The sequence below is a fragment of the Streptomyces sp. NPDC058045 genome (assembly GCF_042885635.1).
GTDB lineage: Bacteria > Actinomycetota > Actinomycetes > Streptomycetales > Streptomycetaceae > Streptomyces.
In genome coordinates this window covers 59411-76150 of record NZ_JBHVRR010000025.1, presented here as the reverse complement: position 1 = coordinate 76150, position 16740 = coordinate 59411, and the positions used below count along the sequence as shown (strand labels likewise).

The window sequence follows — 16740 nt, the reverse complement described above, 5'->3', positions numbered from 1 at the left end:
CGACGGAACCTTTCACTCCGTGTACCAGGGTGAAGATGTCGTAGCTGAGGTGCGCCTTCGGGACGCCGCGGGCCCCTTCTCGGGGTCCGCGGCCTGTGTCCCTGACCGGTGCCGGCCGCGGCCGCCGAGCCCGCCACGGAAGAGAGACCGTCACCCATGTCCTGGCTGTCCAGATTCAGCCTCGCCCAACGGGCCCTGATCGGGCTGATGTCGATCATCGCGATCGTCTTCGGCGCCATCGCGATCCCGCAGTTGAAGCAGCAGTTGCTGCCCACCATCGAACTGCCCATGGTGTCCGTGGTGGTGCCGTACCAGGGTGCCTCGCCCGATGTGGTGGTGAAGCAGGTCGTCGAGCCGCTGGAGAACACCATCCAGGCGGTCGACGGCATCAGCGGTGTCACGGCCAAGGCCAGCGAGGGCAGCGCCGTGATCATGGCGCAGTTCGACTACGGCAACGACAGCAAGCGGATCACCACCGATGTGCAGCAGGCCGTCAACCGCGCCCAACTGCCCAGCGATGTGGACCCGATGGTCGTCGCCGGCTCCACCGACGACATGCCGACCGTGGTCCTCGCCGTCACCTCCCCCAAGGACCAGCAGGCCCTCGCCGACCAGCTCGACCACACCGTCGTCCCCGCGCTGAAGGAGATCGACGGCGTCGGCCAGGTCACGGTCGACGGTGTGCGCGACGTCCAGGTCGCCGTCACGCCCGAGGGCCCGAAGATGGCCGCCGCCGGCGTCAGCCCGCAGGCACTCGGCGAGGCGCTGAAGTCGGGCGGGGCCACCATGCCGGCCGGCTCCTTCGACGAGAAGGGCCGCAACCGCACCGTCCAGGTCGGCACCGGCCTCAACTCGCTGGAGGACGTCAGGAATCTGTGGATCACCGGTGAGGGCGTACGGCGCCCGGTGCGGCTCGGTGACATCGCCGAGGTGGAGCAGCAGCCCGCCAAGGCGGACTCCATCACCCGTACCGACGGCAAGCGTTCGCTCGCGGTGATGGTCACCATGGACCACGACGGCAGCGCGGTCGCCATCTCCGACGCGGTCAAGGACAAGCTGCCCGATCTGCGCCGCGATCTGGGGGCCGGCGCCAAGCTGACGGTGGTCAGCGACCAGGGCCCGGCGGTGTCCGACTCGATCGACGGCCTCACCACCGAGGGCGCGCTCGGCCTGGTCTTCGCGGTCCTGGTGATCCTGGTCTTCCTCGCCTCGGTGCGCTCCACCCTGGTCACGGCGGTCTCCATCCCGCTGTCCGTGGTGCTGGCGCTGATCGTGCTGTGGTCCCGCTCCGAGTCGCTGAACATGCTGACCCTCGGCGCTCTCACCATCGCCATCGGCCGTGTGGTGGACGACTCGATCGTCGTCCTGGAGAACATCAAGCGGCACCTCGGCTACGGCGAGGAGCGGCACGAGGCGATCATCGCCGCCGTGAAGGAGGTGGCGGGCGCGGTCACCTCCTCGACGCTCACCACCGTCGCGGTGTTCCTGCCGATCGGCCTGGTCGGCGGCATGGTGGGCGCCCTCTTCGGCTCCTTCTCGCTGACCGTCACCGCGGCCCTGCTGGCCTCGCTGCTGGTGTCGCTGACCGTGGTGCCGGTGCTGTCGTTCTGGTTCCTGCGCGCCCCGAAGGACGTACGGGGCCTCGACCAGGAGCAGGCGCGGCGGACCGCCGAGGAGAAGGAGGCCAGGAGCCGGCTCCAGCGGATGTATGTGCCGGTGCTGCGGTTCGCGACCCGGCGCCGCTTCACCAGCCTCGTCCTGGCGGTCCTGGTGCTGGTCGGCACCTTCGGTATGGCGCCGCTGCTCAAGACCAACTTCTTCGACCAGGGCGACCAGGACACCCTCAGCATCACCCAGGAGCTGAAGCCCGGCACCAGCCTGGCCGCGACCGATGCCTCCGCCCGCAAGGTGGAGAAGGTCCTGGCCGGTATGGACACGGTGAAGGACTACCAGGTCACCGTGGGTTCCTCCGGCTTCCTGGCGGCGTTCGGCGGCAGCACCGACAGCAACCACGCCACGTACCAGGTCACCCTGAAGAACAAGTCGGACCACCAGAAGACGCAGGACCGGCTGGAGTCCGAGCTGGCCGCGCTGTCCGGGGTGGGGCGGACCACCATCGGCGCCGGCGGCGGCTTCGGTAGCCAGGACCTCAGCGTGGTGGTGAAGTCCGCCGACGCGGGCACCCTGCGCAAGGCCTCCGACCAGGTGCGGGCCGCCGTCGCCAAGCTGGACGACGTCACCGATGTCACCAGCGACCTGTCCGAGTCGGTACCGCGGGTCTCGGTGAAGGCCACCGCCAAGGGCGCCGCGGCCGGATACAGCGACGCCGCGCTCGGTGCGGTCGTCGCCCAGGCGGTCAACGGCACCAAGAGCGGTACCGCGGTGCTGGACGACGCCCAGCGCGACATCGTCATCAAGTCCTCCCAACCGGCCACCACCCTCGGCCAGTTGAAGCGGCTGCCGGTGGGCAAGGCGCACCTGGGCGACGTGGCCGAGGTGAAGCTCGTCGACGGGCCGGTGTCCATGACCCGGATCGACGGCCAGCGGGCGGCGACCATCACGGCCCGGCCCACCGGGGACAACACGGGCGCGGTCAGCGCCGACCTCCAGGCGAAGATCGGTGCACTCGACCTGCCCGCCGGGGCGACCGCCTCCATCGGCGGTGTCTCCCAGGACCAGGACGACGCCTTCGGCTCGCTGGGCCTGGCCATGCTGGCGGCCGTCGCCATCGTCTTCCTGCTGCTGGTGGCGACGTTCCGTTCGCTGGTCCAGCCGCTGGTGCTGCTGGTGTCCATCCCGTTCGCGGCGACCGGCGCGATCGGCCTGCTGGTCGCCACCGGCACCCCGATGGGCGTCCCGGCGATGATCGGCATGTTGATGCTGATCGGCATCGTGGTCACCAACGCGATCGTGCTGATCGACCTCATCAACCAGTACCGGGCGAGGGGTTACTCGACGGTCGAGGCGGTCGTCGAGGGCGGCCGGCACCGGCTGCGGCCCATCCTGATGACGGCGCTGGCGACCATCTTCGCGCTGCTCCCGATGGCGCTGGGCGTCACCGGCGAGGGCGGCTTCATCGCCCAGCCGCTGGCGGTGGTGGTGATCGGCGGTCTGATCTCGTCCACGCTGCTGACCCTGCTGCTGGTCCCGACGCTGTACGCGATGATCGAGCTCCGCAAGGAACGCCGCCGCGCGAAGAAGGCCGCGAAGCGGGCCCGGAAGGAAGGCCGCCCCGCACCGCAGCAGGAGCCCGAGCAGGAACGCACCCCGGCGGCCCTGTGACACCCGCCCGGGCGGACTCATGACGGTGGCCCTGCTTCCCTCCGGGGAGCAGGGCCACCACCTTTCCTACGGCAGGGCCAGCATCCGTTCCAGGGCCTGCTTGGCGAAGCCCTCCGTCTCCCGGTCCACCTCGATCCGGTTGACCAGGGTGCCCTCGGCGAGGGACTCCAGCGCCCACACCAGGTGCGGCAGGTCGATGCGGTTCATGGTGGAGCAGAAGCAGACCGTCTTGTCGAGGAAGACGATCTCCTTGCCCTCGGGCGCGTAGCGGTCGGCGAGGCGGCGTACGAGGTTCAGCTCGGTGCCGACGGCCCACTTGGATCCGGCCGGGGCGGCCTCAAGTGCCTTGATGATGTACTCAGTTGACCCCACCTGGTCCGCGGCGGCGACCACCTCGTGCCGGCACTCGGGGTGCACCAGGACATTGACGCCGGGTATGCGGGCGCGGACGTCCTGCACCGACTCCAGCGAGAAGCGGCCGTGCACCGAGCAGTGGCCCCGCCAGAGGATCATCTTCGCGGCGCGCAGCTCCTCGGGCGTCAGCCCGCCGCCCGGCTTGTGCGGGTTGTAGACGACGCAGTCCTCCAGGGACATGCCCAGGTCACGGACGGCGGTGTTGCGGCCGAGGTGCTGGTCGGGCAGGAAGAGCACCTTGGAGCCCTGCCCGAAGGCCCACTGCAGGGCGCGCTCCGCGTTGGAGGAGGTGCAGATGGTGCCGCCGTGCTTGCCGGTGAAGGCCTTGATGTCGGCGGAGGAGTTCATGTACGAGACGGGCACGACCTCCTCCGCGACCCCGGCCTCGGTGAGCACGTCCCAGCACTCGGCGACCTGCTCGGCGGTGGCCATGTCGGCCATCGAGCAGCCGGCCGCCAGATCGGGCAGGACGACCTTCTGGCCGTCGCCGGTGAGGATGTCGGCGGACTCGGCCATGAAGTGCACACCGCAGAAGACGATGTACTCGGCGTCCGGGCGGGCGGCCGCGTCCCGGGCCAGTTTGAACGAGTCGCCCGTGACATCGGCGAACTGGATGACCTCGTCCCGCTGGTAGTGGTGGCCGAGGACGAAGACCCGGTCGCCGAGCCTCTCCTTGGCGGCGCGGGCGCGGGCCACCAGGTCCGGGTCGGAGGGCGCGGGGAGGTCCCCGGGGCACTCCACACCGCGTTCGCTGCGCGGGTCGGCCTCCCGGCCGAGCAGCAGCAGGGCCAGGGGGGAGGGCTGGACGTCGAGGTCCGTGGGCTGGGCGGTGGTCACGACACACACCCTTTCTTCTCTGCAGAGGCCCTGGTGCTGCGCTCTGCGGCTCTCGGGCCGGTGCCGTCGGCGCCACCGTGCCTTTTCGTCTAATTGACGCTATCTATGATAACCGCTTCACGTCAGTTTGACGATGGGCATCGTGTCGATGTGACGCATCCCCCGGAGGCGCCGTCGGACAGCCCCCGACCAGCACCGCCGCAGCCCTTCCCCCTGCCCGCCCCCGGTGTGCGAGCATGGAACGGCACGGGCCGGAATGAATCGGCGGCCCCGCCGGTTGCACACGTCGGCAAGCAGTCTCCGTACAACCCGGGAGAGATGTAGATGTCCGTATCGGACGAGACCACCACCGCCACCGACGGCATCATCCTGTCCGACGCCGCCGCGGCCAAGGTCAAGGGCCTGCTCGACCAGGAAGGCCGGGACGACCTCGCGCTGCGCGTCGCCGTCCAGCCCGGCGGCTGCTCCGGCCTGCGCTACCAGCTCTTCTTCGACGAGCGCTCCCTCGACGGCGACGTCGTCAAGGAGTTCGACGGCGTCAAGGTCGTCACCGACCGGATGAGCGCGCCCTACCTCGGCGGCGCCTCCATCGACTTCGTGGACACCATCGAGAAGCAGGGCTTCACCATCGACAACCCCAACGCCACCGGCTCCTGCGCCTGCGGCGACTCCTTCAGCTGAGCCGGTCCAGCCGAGGCGGACCGGCACACGCACCAGGGCGGTGACCCCAGCGGGGGCCACCGCCCTTATGTGCGCCGGGAGTTGAGGGGCTCAGCCCTTGCGCGCCGACTGCCCCGTGTGGTCCACGACCTTGCGGTCGCCCAGCGGCGCGTCCAGACGCACCGTCCGCTCCATCTGCTTGGCCATCATCACGCAGACCTTGCCCGACTCCTGCTTCCGCTCCCGCACCACCACGGTCACCTTGTCCTTGGACTCCTCCGCCTTGGCCGCCGAGTAGGTGCTACACACCCCGCCCGAGAACCGCACCGTCAACTCCCGCCCCTCGGCGGTGTAGGAGGCGATGCGCACATCCTTACCAGGCCCGGTCGGCGGCACCGCGGTCGAGCCGCCACCCTCCAGGTACTCGGGGGCCACCGCCGGATACGTCAGCGTGAAGGTGTCCGACGCGCCCTTCGGCGCCACCTCGAACAGCCAGGACGGCACCAGCGCCGAACGCCCCGCCACGAAGTGCGTCGCCAGACCGAAGCGGGCACCGGTCACCGGCACCTCACCGCGCTTGCCGTCCTGCCCGGGGACGCAGGGGCGCCTGGGGATGTCCCCGGTGGTGTGGTCGTGCGACAGACGCGGCACCGCGGTCGCACAGCCGCCGCCACCGATACCGACCCGGCCGTGCCCTGACCGGTTGAGCCGGTCCAGCGCCTGCTGTGCGCTGATCACCGGGTAGGTGTCGCCCTTCGCCGGCGTCGTCAGCTTGCCGCTGCCGCCGACCACCGTGCCGTCCGGTCCGATCCGCAGCCCGGTGGACCAGCCGTAGGTGGGCAGCCCGCCGATCACCGGCTCCGCGTTCACCATCCGCACCGCGCCCATCAGCCGGTGCGCGTCCAGCTTGGCGTCGTCCTGGCCGAGCGCCTTCAGCACCGGCGCCGCCGCCTTCCGCGCCGCCGCCTCACTCACCGCGTGCCCCTCGCCCCCCTTCCCGTCACCCGGGACCGCGGTACGGGAGTCCGCGCTACGGGAGGAAGCGCTGGAGGACGAGGAACTGCTGGAGGACGAGGAACTGCCGGGCGCGGAGGCGCACTTGGCGCCCTTGGGGCAGGAGTCGGTGCCAGGGGTGAAGCGGCTGAAGGTCCAGGTGCCGGGGGCCTGGACGGTCACCCGGAGCGCGGGCCCGGAGCCGTCGCCGTCCGCGCGTACCGTCCAACTGCCGCCCTGGTGCCGCGGCGTCCCGGACAGCCCGAGCGCCTGCGCCAGCCTGGCCACCTCGACCTTGGTCACCGTGCCCCGCGGCTGGCGGACCGGCGCCGAGTCGGGGCCCTCGGGCAGCTTGTCCTCGGCGCGGTAGACGGTTCCGTTCGGGTCCGGCTCGCCCGGCGCGATGCCCGGCCCGCCGGTGCCGCCGTCCCGGTCAGTCGTCCGGTAGCCGTCCAGGGCGAGCCGCGGCGGGTCGCCCCCCTCGCTCCCGGCGGACCGTGTCCCGCCGTGCCCCGAGTCGCCGGACGCGGTGGCCGCGAAGTACGCCCCGCCGCCCCCGGCCACCAGTACCGCGGCCGCGACGGAGGCGACGGCCAGCGGGGAACGCCGCCGGCGCGCGCCCACCGCGTCCAGCTCGGGCTTCGCGTCTTCCTGCTCGCCTCGCTCGGTGCTCACCGCATCGCTCCTTTACCACCGTGCCGCCCGGATCGGGCGCCTCCCGCACCTTCCGCGGGGGACAGCCATGGGACGCAGCCACCGCACCCCCGGTTCCCAGCATGTACACAACAGCCCGCCCGCCGCCGTGCGAAACTGCCGTGACCGGCGAGGTCACCGTCGGTCACCCGACGACCGGAGGCGACCGCCGATGAGCCCGGGCACCGGCCCCGCCGCGCGCCACCGGGAACCGCTCCCCGCGCCCCGCGGCGGCTGGCCCGTCGTCACCGCCTTCGCCGTGCTCGCCGCGGTGCCGTGGGCGGTCGTCGCGTTCACGGTGATGGCGCTGCTCCTTCCCGCGATGGAGCTCAGGTGCCACATGGGCCCGGCCGACACCAAGGTGTGCCTGCGCGAGCAGGACCCCGATCCCCTGGCAGCGCGTCTGCTCGACCCCCGCTGGCCGCAGGTCGGGTTCGGCTGGGCCGTCGTGATCCTCACGGTCTCGCTGCTGCTCTGGTTCGTCTTCGTCGGCGTCGCCATGCAGTTCTGGGCACCGTGGCCGGGCTCCGACGGCGACTTCCGGTTGGCCCATGTCTCGGCGGTCGGCGGCGTCGGCCTCGGGCTGCTCGTCGCCGGCCCCGGCTTCCGCGACCCGCGTACCACGGCCGGCGTCACCTGCCTCGGACTGCTGGCGGGCATCGCCGCCGGATACGGCCTGCGATGGTTCGCCAAAAGCCTGCGCCACGCCCACGCCGTACTGACCAGGACCGCCGAACTCCGCCAACACGGCCGCGTGGCCCGCGCGTTGGTCACGGGCTTCACCGAGGGTCCGAGCCAGGACCTCAGCCGACGGCGCTTCACTGTCACCGCCCGAATCGCCGCGGACGCGGCGGACGCCGAGGAGGGGGAGGGGCGGACGGTGACCGGTGAGATCGAGGTGGCGATCAGGGACGCACCGGTCGTCGGCGGCACCGTACTGGTCCGCTTCGACGAGCGGCGCGATCACCCGAGCGGCGTCGGCATCCTCATGGAGGCCGACCCGGAGAGCGTCCGGGACCCGGGCGCGGAGGGCGGATACGCCTACGACCCGGCGCCCGGCTGATCAGCGCCCGGCCCAGTCCCCGTACTCGGACATCGCGTCCAGCAGCCGGGCCGAGCCGGACGGGACGCGGACGCCGTGGATGTGCGCGGGCCGCACCGGGTGCGCGGGGGCGGGGCGGGCCCAACGCCCGCCCATCCGCGCGCAGTCGCCCCGCAGAGTGCCGAGGTCGCCTTCGAGATCACCCATCCCGTGCGCCGCGACCGGAGACACCGACAGATTCCGCGCCCTGGACTTGGTCATACCGGAACCGTAGGCCCGTTCCGGCCCGTGAAGAAAGCCCTACCTCCGGGTAGTCCCGCGGTGTCCACGCACGTCGTACGAGCCGGTAGCGTGAGGTGTCACCGCCGCCCCCGCCGCACCGCCGAAGGTGCCGGCGCCACCGACCCGCAGGAGCGTGTCCCCGCCGTGCGTATCGCAGTCACCGGCTCCATCGCCACCGACCACCTCATGACCTTCCCCGGCCGCTTCGCCGACCAGCTCGTCGCGGACCAACTGCACACGGTCTCCCTCTCCTTCCTGGTCGACGGCCTCGACGTACGCCGTGGCGGGGTCGCCGCCAACATCTGCTTCGGCATGGGCCAGCTCGGCACCGGCCCCCTCCTGGTGGGCGCGGCCGGCACCGACTTCGACGAGTACCGCGCCTGGCTCGACCGGCACGGGGTGGACACCGCCTCCGTCCGTATCTCCGAGGTCCTGCACACCGCGCGCTTCGTCTGCACCACCGACGCCGACCACAACCAGATCGGCTCCTTCTACACCGGCGCCATGAGCGAGGCCCGCCTCATCGAGCTGAAGGCCGTCGCCGACCGCGTCGGCGGCCTGGACCTGGTCTCCATCGGCGCCGACGACCCGGAGGCGATGCTCCGGCACACCGAGGAGTGCCGCACCCGCGCCATCCCCTTCGCCGCCGACTTCTCCCAGCAGATCGCGCGCATGGACGGCGAGGAGATCCGCACCCTGCTGGACGGCGCCACCTACCTCTTCTCCAACGAGTACGAGAAGGGCCTCATCGAGTCCAAGACCGGCTGGAGCGACGAGGAGATCCTCGGCCGGGTCGGCCACCGCGTCACCACCCTCGGCGCCCGCGGCGTCCGCATCGAGCGCAAGGGCGAGGACCCGATCGAGGTCGACTGCCCGGACGAGGAGACCAAGGCCGACCCGACCGGCGTCGGCGACGCCTTCCGGGCCGGTTTCCTCTCCGGTCTCGCCTGGAACGTCAGCCTGGAGCGCGCCGCCCAGGTCGGCTGTATGCTCGCCACCCTCGTCATCGAGACCGTCGGCACCCAGGAGTACCAGTTGCGCCGCGGCCACTTCATGGAGCGCTTCACCAAGGCCTACGGCGAGGACGCCGCCGCCGAGGTCCGCTCCCACCTCGCCTGACGGGCGCCCGCCACCTCACGACACCCGGCGGACCACATACGCCGTACCGCGGTCCGACGGGTGTTCGCCGAGGTACTCCTGGCCGCGCATCTCGCACCAGGCCGGGATGTCGAGCCGGGCCGCCTCGTCGTCCGCCAGCACCGTCACCGTGCCGCCGACCGGCACCCGCCCGAACACCTTGGCCAGTTCGATCACCGGCACCGGGCAGCGCCGCCCCACCGCGTCCACCGTCAACTCCCCGCCCGCACCCGGCGCGTCCGCCCCGGCACCCCACTTCTCCCGCACCCCGGCCACCACCCCTGGCAGCACATCGAGGAAGCGCTCCACCTCCTCGGCCCCGGTGCCCGGCGGCAGCGAGACCCGGACATTGCCCTCGCTCAGTACGCCCATCGCGCGCAGCACATGGCTCGGTGTCAGCGTGCTACTGGTGCAGGACGAACCGGACGAAACGGAGAAACCCGAGCGATCCAGTTCGTGCAGCAGGGTCTCCCCATCGACATAGAGACAGGAGAAGGTGACCAGGTGCGGCAGCCTGCGCACCGGATCGCCCACCACCTCGGCATCGGGCACCACCTCCGGCACCCGCGCCCGGATCCGGTCGGTCAACTCCCGCAACCGCGCCGCCTCCCCGGCCGCCTCCGCCCGCACCGCCCGCAGCGAGGCCGCCGCCGCCACCACCGCCGGTACGTTCTCGAAGCCGGCCGCCCGCCCCGACTCCCGTTCGCCCGCCGGGTCTTGGGGCGCGAACCGGGTGCCCTTGCGCACCACCAGCAGCCCCACCCCGGCCGGCCCGCCCCACTTGTGCGCGCTCGCCGCCAGCAGCGACCACGGCCCCGGCACCGGTCCCCAGCCCAGCGACTGCGCCGCGTCCACCAGCAGCGGCACCCCCGCCGCCCGGCACACCTCGGCCACCTCCGCCACCGGCTGCTCGGTGCCCACCTCGTGGTTGGCCGACTGGAGGCAGGCCAGCGCGGTGTCCGGACGCAGCGCCTCCGCGAAGCCGTCCGGCGCGACCTTGCCCGTCCGGTCCACCGGCACCTCGGTCACCGTCCCGCCGCCCGCCGAGTGCCGCTCCGCGGTGTGCAGCACGGCCGAGTGTTCGACGGCGGACACCATCAGGTGGTCTCCGGTGCGCCGCCGTCCCGCCAGCGCGCCCGTGATCCCGGTGTGCAGGGCGCGGGTGCCGGAGGAGGTGAAGACCAGCTCGTCGGGACGGCAGCCGACCGCCTCGGCCGCCGTCTGGCGCGCCGCGTCCAGCAGCATCCGGGCCCGCCTCCCTTCCCGGTGGAGGCGGGCCGGATCCGCCCACCCCTCGTCGAGGGCGGCCTGGAGGGCCTGGCGGGCCACCGGATGCAGCGGGGCGGAGGAAGCGGTATCGAAGTAGGACACACTGCAACGCTAAGCGCCTTCGGGCCGTTCAGGGCACCCGAAGCCCCGTCAGAAACGGGCCCGTTCCACCGCATCCCGCCCTTCCGTACGACCGGCGGCGCGTTGCCTACCCCTGCCGCGCGACCCCAAATTGCGTCCAGTAGGGTTTGGTCCGCATAAACATCCAAACCCCTGCCCGACGCAGGGCGGCGACCGACCAGCGAGAAGGCCGCAGCCGAACAGCGCGGGCGAGACTCTCGGGAAGGCGCTACGTGAGTCCCAACGGCTCCGACCTCCCCCACCGCCCGAAGGGCGTGGGCGGTTCCCCCATGTCTCGGCGCCCGAAGCGGCGGAAGCTGCCCCAGGTGCTGACTGCGGGCCTGATCCTGGTGACCGCCACCGGTTGCACCTCCAAGGACTTCCCCCGACTCGGTATGCCCACCCCCGTCTCTGACGAGGCGCCGCGGATCCTCTCCCTGTGGCAGGGGTCCTGGGCGGCAGCGCTCGCGGTGGGCGTGCTGGTCTGGGGGCTCATCCTGTGGAGTGCGTTCTTCCACCGGCGCACCCGTACCAAGGTGGAGGTCCCGGCTCAGACCCGGTACAACATGCCCATCGAGGCGTTGTACACCGTGGTCCCCATTCTCATCGTCTCCGTGTTCTTCTTCTTCACGGCACGGGACGAGTCGAAGCTCATGAAGCTGGACAAGCCCGCCCACACCATCAACGTGGTCGGCTTCCAGTGGAGCTGGGGCTTCAACTACATCGAGAATGTGCCCGGCTCGACCGGTGACGGCAAGACCGACAAGAACCTCTCCGCGATCCCGGACCGGTTCAAGACGGACTTCCCGGCCAACGCGGGCGGCGTCTACGAGGTCGGCATCCCCGGCACCCGTAACCCGCAGAACGGCAACCCCGGCCCGACCCTGTGGCTCCCCAAGGGCGAGAAGGTCCGCTTCGTGCTGACCTCCCGCGACGTCATCCACTCGTTCTGGGTGCTTCCGTTCCTCATGAAGCAGGACGTCATCCCCGGCCACACCAACTCCTTCGAGGTGACCCCCTCCAAGGAGGGCACCTACCGCGGCAAGTGCGCGGAGCTCTGCGGCGTCGACCACTCCCGGATGCTCTTCAACGTGAAGATCGTCTCGCCCGAGCGGTACCAGCAGCACCTGAAGGACCTGGCGCAGAAGGGGCAGACCGGTTACGTCCCGGCCGGCATCGCGCAGACCGGCCACGAGAAGAACCGGGAGACGAACAACCTGTGAGCATCCTCAACGAACCTCAGGGTGCCGCGGCGGCTGAAGACTCGTACGAGAACGAGTTGCCGGTACGGCGCAAGCAGCCCGGGAACGTGGTCGTCAAGTGGCTCACCACCACCGACCACAAGACCATCGGCACGCTGTATCTGGCCACCTCGTTCGCGTTCTTCTGCATCGGCGGTGTGCTGGCGCTCATCATGCGCGCCGAGCTGGCCCGGCCGGGCACGCAGATCATGTCGAACGAGCAGTTCAACCAGGCGTTCACGATGCACGGCACGATCATGCTGCTGATGTTCGCGACGCCGCTGTTCGCGGGCTTCACCAACTGGATCATGCCGCTGCAGATCGGCGCCCCCGACGTGGCGTTCCCGCGGCTGAACATGTTCGCCTACTGGCTCTACCTGTTCGGCTCGCTGATCGCCGTGGGCGGCTTCCTCACCCCGGACGGCGCGGCCGACTTCGGCTGGTTCGCCTACGCGCCGCTCTCCGACGCGGTGCACTCGCCGGGCATCGGCGGCGACATGTGGATCATGGGTCTGGCCTTCTCCGGCTTCGGCACGATCCTCGGCTCGGTCAACTTCATCACCACCATCATCTGCATGCGGATGCCCGGCATGACGATGTTCCGGATGCCGATCTTCACCTGGAACGTGCTGCTCACCGGTGTGCTGGTGCTGCTGGCCTTCCCGGTGCTGGCCGCCGCGCTCTTCGCCCTGGAGGCGGACCGCAAGTTCGGTGCCCATGTATTCGACGCGGCCAACGGCGGCGCACTGCTCTGGCAGCACCTCTTCTGGTTCTTCGGCCACCCGGAGGTGTACATCATCGCGCTGCCGTTCTTCGGGATCATCTCGGAGATCATCCCGGTCTTCAGCCGCAAGCCGATCTTCGGCTACTCCGGCCTGATCGGCGCGACGATCGCCATCGCCGGCCTCTCCGTGACGGTGTGGGCGCACCACATGTACGTCACCGGCGGGGTGCTGCTGCCCTTCTTCTCGTTTATGACGTTCCTGATCGCGGTACCGACCGGCGTGAAGTTCTTCAACTGGGTCGGCACCATGTGGAAGGGATCGCTCTCCTTCGAGACGCCGATGCTCTGGTCGGTCGGCTTCCTGATCACCTTCCTCTTCGGCGGCCTCACCGGCGTCATCCTCGCCGCCCCGCCGCTCGACTTCCATGTGTCCGACTCGTACTTCGTGGTGGCGCACTTCCACTACGTGGTGTTCGGCACCGTCGTCTTCGCCATGTTCGCCGGATTCCACTTCTGGTGGCCGAAGTTCACCGGCAAGATGCTGGACGAGCGGCTCGGGAAGATCACCTTCTGGACGCTGTTCTGCGGCTTCCACGGCACCTTCCTGGTGCAGCACTGGCTCGGCGCCGAGGGTATGCCCCGCCGCTACGCCGACTACCTCGCCGCCGACGGCTTCACCGCGCTGAACACCATCTCCACGATCAGCTCGTTCGTCCTCGGCCTGTCCATGCTGCCGTTCCTCTACAACGTGTGGAAGACCGCCAAGTACGGCAAGAAGGTCGAGGTGGACGACCCGTGGGGCTACGGCCGTTCGCTGGAGTGGGCCACGTCCTGCCCGCCCCCGCGGCACAACTTCCTCACCCTGCCGCGCGTCCGCAGCGAGTCCCCGGCGTTCGACCTGCACCACCCGGAGATCGCGGCGATCGACCAGTTGGAGAACGTCGGCGCCGGTGCCGGTAGCGCCGTCACGGGCGGCAAGGAGGCCGGCAAGTGAAGATCCAGGGCAAGATGTTCCTCTGGCTCAGCCTCTTCCTGCTGATCATGGCGTGCGTCTACGGCGTCTGGTCGAAGGAGCCCGCCGGTACCACCGCGCTCTTCCTCGGCTTCGGCCTGGCCATCATGATCGGCTTCTACCTGGCCTTCACGGCCCGGCGGGTCGACGTGGGCGCCCAGGACAACAAGGAAGCCGATGTCGCCGACGACGCGGGCGAGTTGGGCTTCTTCAGCCCGCACAGCTGGCAGCCGCTCGGTCTCGGCATCGGCGGAGCGCTCGCCTTCATGGGCGTCGCGTTCGGCTGGTGGCTGCTGTACTTCTCGCTGCCGATCATCTGCATCAGCCTCTGGGGCTGGGTCTTCGAGTACTACCACGGAGAGAACCAGAACCAGTAGCACGCGCTGAACGGCCGGGAGCCCGGACACTCCACAGGGAGCGTCCGGGCTCCTCCGCGTGCAGCAGTCCATTGCCCCGAAAGGCCCACCGGCCGCGCCGCCCCCGCCGAACGTTCCTACGTTGGGCTCATGAACCACTCACCGCGGACCAGCACGGTCCTCAGCTGCTCCCTGCTGGTGGTCGCCCTCGTCGCGGGGGCCACCGCCTGTGGCTCCGACAACTCGCCCACGGCCAAGCCGTACGACGCGGCGGACCAGATCTCGTTCAACGGGCCCTCCGACGGCAAGAAGGCCGACCCCGACAAGGCGCTGGAGGTGACCGCGAAGGACGGCGAGGGCCGCATCACCGATGTGACCGCCGTCGACGCCACAGGCCGCTTCGTGCCCGGCGAACTCTCCGCGGACGGGGACAGGTGGCACAGCACCTCACCCCTCGCCGCAGGCGCCCGCTACACGCTCCGCGTCTCCACCGAGAACGAGGACGGCGCCCCCGGCCGCAAGGTCCTCGACTTCGAGACCGGCACCCCCAAGGCCAAGAAGACCCTCAAGGTCAAGTTCGGTCCCAAGGCGGGCGAGTACGGCGTGGGCCAGCCCGTCACCGCCGAACTCAGCACGCCCGTAAAGGACTTGGCGGCCCGCCGCATCGTGGAGCGCGCCCTGCGCGTCGACTCGGTGCCCGCCGTCGAGGGCAGTTGGTACTGGGTCGACGACAAGACGCTGCACTACCGGCCGCGCGAGTACTGGCCCGCGCACGCCAAGATCAACGTGCACAGCAACCTCAAGGGGATCCGGGTCGACCGCTCGCTGTGGGGGGCCGAGTCCAAGCCCGTCAAGCTGACCACCGGGGACAAGATAGTCGCCGTCACCGACGCGTCCTCCCACCAGATGACCGTCTACCGCAACGGCGAGGACATCAACGAGGTCCCCGTCACCACCGGCAAGCCCGGCTTCGAGACCCGCAACGGCATCAAGGTCGTCCTGGAGAAGCAGTCCTTCGTGCAGATGCGCAGCGCCACCGTCGGCATCGCCGAGGGCAGCGGCGACTCCTACGACCTGCCGGTGCACTGGGCGACCCGCCTGACCTGGAGCGGCGAGTACGTCCACGCCGCACCCTGGTCGGTCGGCTCGCAGGGCGCAGCCAACGTCAGCCACGGCTGCACCGGGCTGAGCACCGGCGACGCCGAGTGGTTCTTCGAGACGGTGCGCGAGGGCGACATCGTCCAGGTCGTCAACAGCGACGGCGAGGACATGAGCGCCTTCGACAACGGCTTCGGCGACTGGAACCTCGACTGGACCAAGTGGCGCGAGGGCAGCGCCGTACTGGGCGGCGGCAAGAACGCCACCGACCGCAACTCCGTTCAGACGGTGCAGGCGGCCCGGCTGCGGCCGCAGGTCTGAGGAGGACGCCGGCGGGCTGTCGGGGAGCCCGTCAGGCGCCGACGGAGAGCCGGGTCCGCAGCAGCGAGGCCAGCGCCTGGGCGAACTCCACAGGTTCAATCGGAAGAGTGACCGCGGCGTCGGCGCGGCTCCAGGTGGCGAGCCAGGCGTCCTGCGGTCGTCCGATGGTCAGCAGCACCGGCGGGCAGCGGAACACCTCGTCCTTGATCTGCCGGCACACACCCATCCCGCCCGCGGGGACCGCCTCCCCGTCCAGCACGCAGACATCGATGCCGCCCGTCTCCAACTCCTTGAGAACGGCGGGCATCGTCGCGCACTCCAGGAACTCCACCGGCGGCAGGTCGGCGGCAGGCCTCCGGCCCGCCGCGAGCCGGACCTGCTCACGGGTACGGGAGTCGTCGCTGTAGACCAGCACGGTGGCGGTCGCCTGCATGGTGCCTCCAAGCCTGCGGGGGAGCTGATGCGCGGATGCTACCCCTTCCCACATCCCGTCAACAGCGGTTCGGACAGGGCTCCCATGAGGCATCACGGCTGGGCACACCCCATCAACACACCGAACGGTACCCCCGGGGTGAGCGCGAGATAAGCGACAGACATAATGTCGATCGTGGCGACAGCAACGACAGTAGAAACCGGGCACGCGCACCCGTCGGTCAATCGGCCGAACCTCACCAGCGTCGGAACCATCATCTGGCTGAGTTCCGAGCTGATGTTCTTCGCGGCCCTCTTCGCGATGTACTTCACCCTGCGATCGGTGACCGGGCCGGCTCACTGGAAGGAGATGGCCGAGTCGCTGAACGTTCCGTTCTCGGCGACGAACACCACGATCCTTGTGCTCTCCTCCCTCACCTGCCAGCTCGGGGTCTTCGCCGCCGAGCGCGGTGACGTGAAGAAGCTCCGCATGTGGTTCGTGGTGACCTTCATCATGGGAGCGATCTTCATCGGGGGGCAGATCTTCGAGTACACGGAGCTGGTCAAGAAGGACGGGCTCTCGCTGTCCTCGGACCCGTACGGCTCGGTGTTCTATCTGACCACCGGATTCCACGGACTGCATGTGACGGGCGGTCTCATCGCCTTCCTGCTGGTCCTGGGGCGCACCTATGCGGCCAGGAGGTTCACCCACTCGCAGGCGACCGCAGCGATCGTCGTGTCGTACTACTGGCACTTCGTCGATGTCGTCTGGATCGGCCTCTTCGCCACGATCTACCTGATCAAGTAACCGGATCGTTCTCGACGACCGATCCCTCCTGAAGCATCGA

The 16740-nt window shown here is 70.2% G+C and carries 14 protein-coding genes; 9 read left to right on the top strand and 5 right to left on the bottom strand.

Annotated features, from left to right (window positions below; all coding sequences use genetic code 11):
• The first annotated feature begins 156 nt into the window (after nt 1–156).
• A complete protein-coding gene (locus tag ACFVST_RS17275) occupies nt 157–3282 on the top strand; it encodes an efflux RND transporter permease subunit (protein WP_390152024.1) in 3126 nt (1041 codons plus the stop codon).
• A 66-nt stretch (nt 3283–3348) separates the two neighbouring features.
• On the opposite strand, the gene nadA is transcribed toward ACFVST_RS17275, so the two are convergent.
• Nucleotides 3349–4533 (bottom strand): quinolinate synthase NadA, encoded by a 1185-nt coding sequence (nadA, locus tag ACFVST_RS17270; protein ID WP_390152021.1) that lies wholly within the window; start codon nt 4531–4533, stop codon nt 3349–3351.
• Between the two features lie 324 nt (nt 4534–4857).
• On the opposite strand from nadA, the gene erpA reads away from it, so the two are divergent.
• Nucleotides 4858–5214, top strand: a complete 357-nt coding sequence (gene erpA, locus ACFVST_RS17265; protein ID WP_390152018.1) for an iron-sulfur cluster insertion protein ErpA — start codon at nt 4858–4860, stop codon at nt 5212–5214.
• 90 nt (nt 5215–5304) lie between these two features.
• Here erpA and ACFVST_RS17260 read toward each other — a convergent pair whose 3' ends face one another.
• The gene (locus ACFVST_RS17260; RefSeq protein WP_390152015.1) at nt 5305–6861 is read right to left on the bottom strand and encodes a hypothetical protein; all 1557 of its coding nucleotides are present in this window, start codon (nt 6859–6861) and stop codon (nt 5305–5307) included.
• Nucleotides 6862–7051: 190 nt separating this feature from the next.
• On the opposite strand from ACFVST_RS17260, the gene ACFVST_RS17255 reads away from it, so the two are divergent.
• Nucleotides 7052–7942, top strand: coding sequence for a hypothetical protein (locus ACFVST_RS17255; RefSeq protein WP_390152012.1), 891 nt, complete (start codon nt 7052–7054; stop codon nt 7940–7942).
• Here the strand turns inward: ACFVST_RS17255 and ACFVST_RS17250 are convergent, their stop codons facing one another.
• A complete protein-coding gene (locus ACFVST_RS17250; RefSeq protein ID WP_390152069.1) occupies nt 7943–8128 on the bottom strand; it encodes a hypothetical protein in 186 nt (61 codons plus the stop codon).
• 219 nt (nt 8129–8347) lie between these two features.
• Between ACFVST_RS17250 and ACFVST_RS17245 the strand changes: the two genes are divergently transcribed.
• Nucleotides 8348–9322, top strand: a complete 975-nt coding sequence (locus ACFVST_RS17245; protein WP_390152010.1) for a carbohydrate kinase family protein — start codon at nt 8348–8350, stop codon at nt 9320–9322.
• Between the two features lie 15 nt (nt 9323–9337).
• Here ACFVST_RS17245 and ACFVST_RS17240 read toward each other — a convergent pair whose 3' ends face one another.
• Entirely contained in the window at nt 9338–10711 is a 1374-nt protein-coding gene (locus ACFVST_RS17240) for a cysteine desulfurase/sulfurtransferase TusA family protein (RefSeq protein ID WP_390152007.1), read from the bottom strand.
• Between the two features lie 251 nt (nt 10712–10962).
• On the opposite strand from ACFVST_RS17240, the gene coxB reads away from it, so the two are divergent.
• The 4 genes from coxB (at nt 10963) to ACFVST_RS17220 (ending at nt 15481) form a co-directional block, all read left to right on the top strand.
• The gene (gene coxB, locus ACFVST_RS17235; protein WP_390152005.1) at nt 10963–11952 is read left to right on the top strand and encodes a cytochrome c oxidase subunit II; all 990 of its coding nucleotides are present in this window, start codon (nt 10963–10965) and stop codon (nt 11950–11952) included.
• Nucleotides 11949–13688 carry a cytochrome c oxidase subunit I gene (ctaD, locus tag ACFVST_RS17230; RefSeq protein ID WP_390152002.1) on the top strand — a complete coding sequence of 580 codons (1740 nt, stop codon included), beginning with the start codon at nt 11949–11951 and terminating at the stop codon, nt 13686–13688. Before coxB ends, ctaD begins: the two co-directional genes overlap by 4 nt.
• Nucleotides 13685–14083 carry a cytochrome c oxidase subunit 4 gene (locus ACFVST_RS17225; protein ID WP_390152000.1) on the top strand — a complete coding sequence of 133 codons (399 nt, stop codon included), beginning with the start codon at nt 13685–13687 and terminating at the stop codon, nt 14081–14083. The genes ctaD and ACFVST_RS17225 overlap by 4 nt, the downstream gene beginning before the upstream one ends.
• A gap of 129 nt (nt 14084–14212) precedes the next feature.
• Nucleotides 14213–15481: an Ig-like domain-containing protein gene (locus ACFVST_RS17220; protein ID WP_390151997.1), complete on the top strand. Its 1269-nt coding sequence runs from the start codon at nt 14213–14215 to the stop codon at nt 15479–15481.
• Between the two features lie 31 nt (nt 15482–15512).
• On the opposite strand, the gene ACFVST_RS17215 is transcribed toward ACFVST_RS17220, so the two are convergent.
• Nucleotides 15513–15914: a hypothetical protein gene (locus ACFVST_RS17215; protein ID WP_390151994.1), complete on the bottom strand. Its 402-nt coding sequence runs from the start codon at nt 15912–15914 to the stop codon at nt 15513–15515.
• A 165-nt stretch (nt 15915–16079) separates the two neighbouring features.
• Between ACFVST_RS17215 and ACFVST_RS17210 the strand changes: the two genes are divergently transcribed.
• A complete protein-coding gene (locus ACFVST_RS17210) occupies nt 16080–16700 on the top strand; it encodes a heme-copper oxidase subunit III (protein ID WP_390151992.1) in 621 nt (206 codons plus the stop codon).
• Nucleotides 16701–16740: the final 40 nt, after the last annotated feature.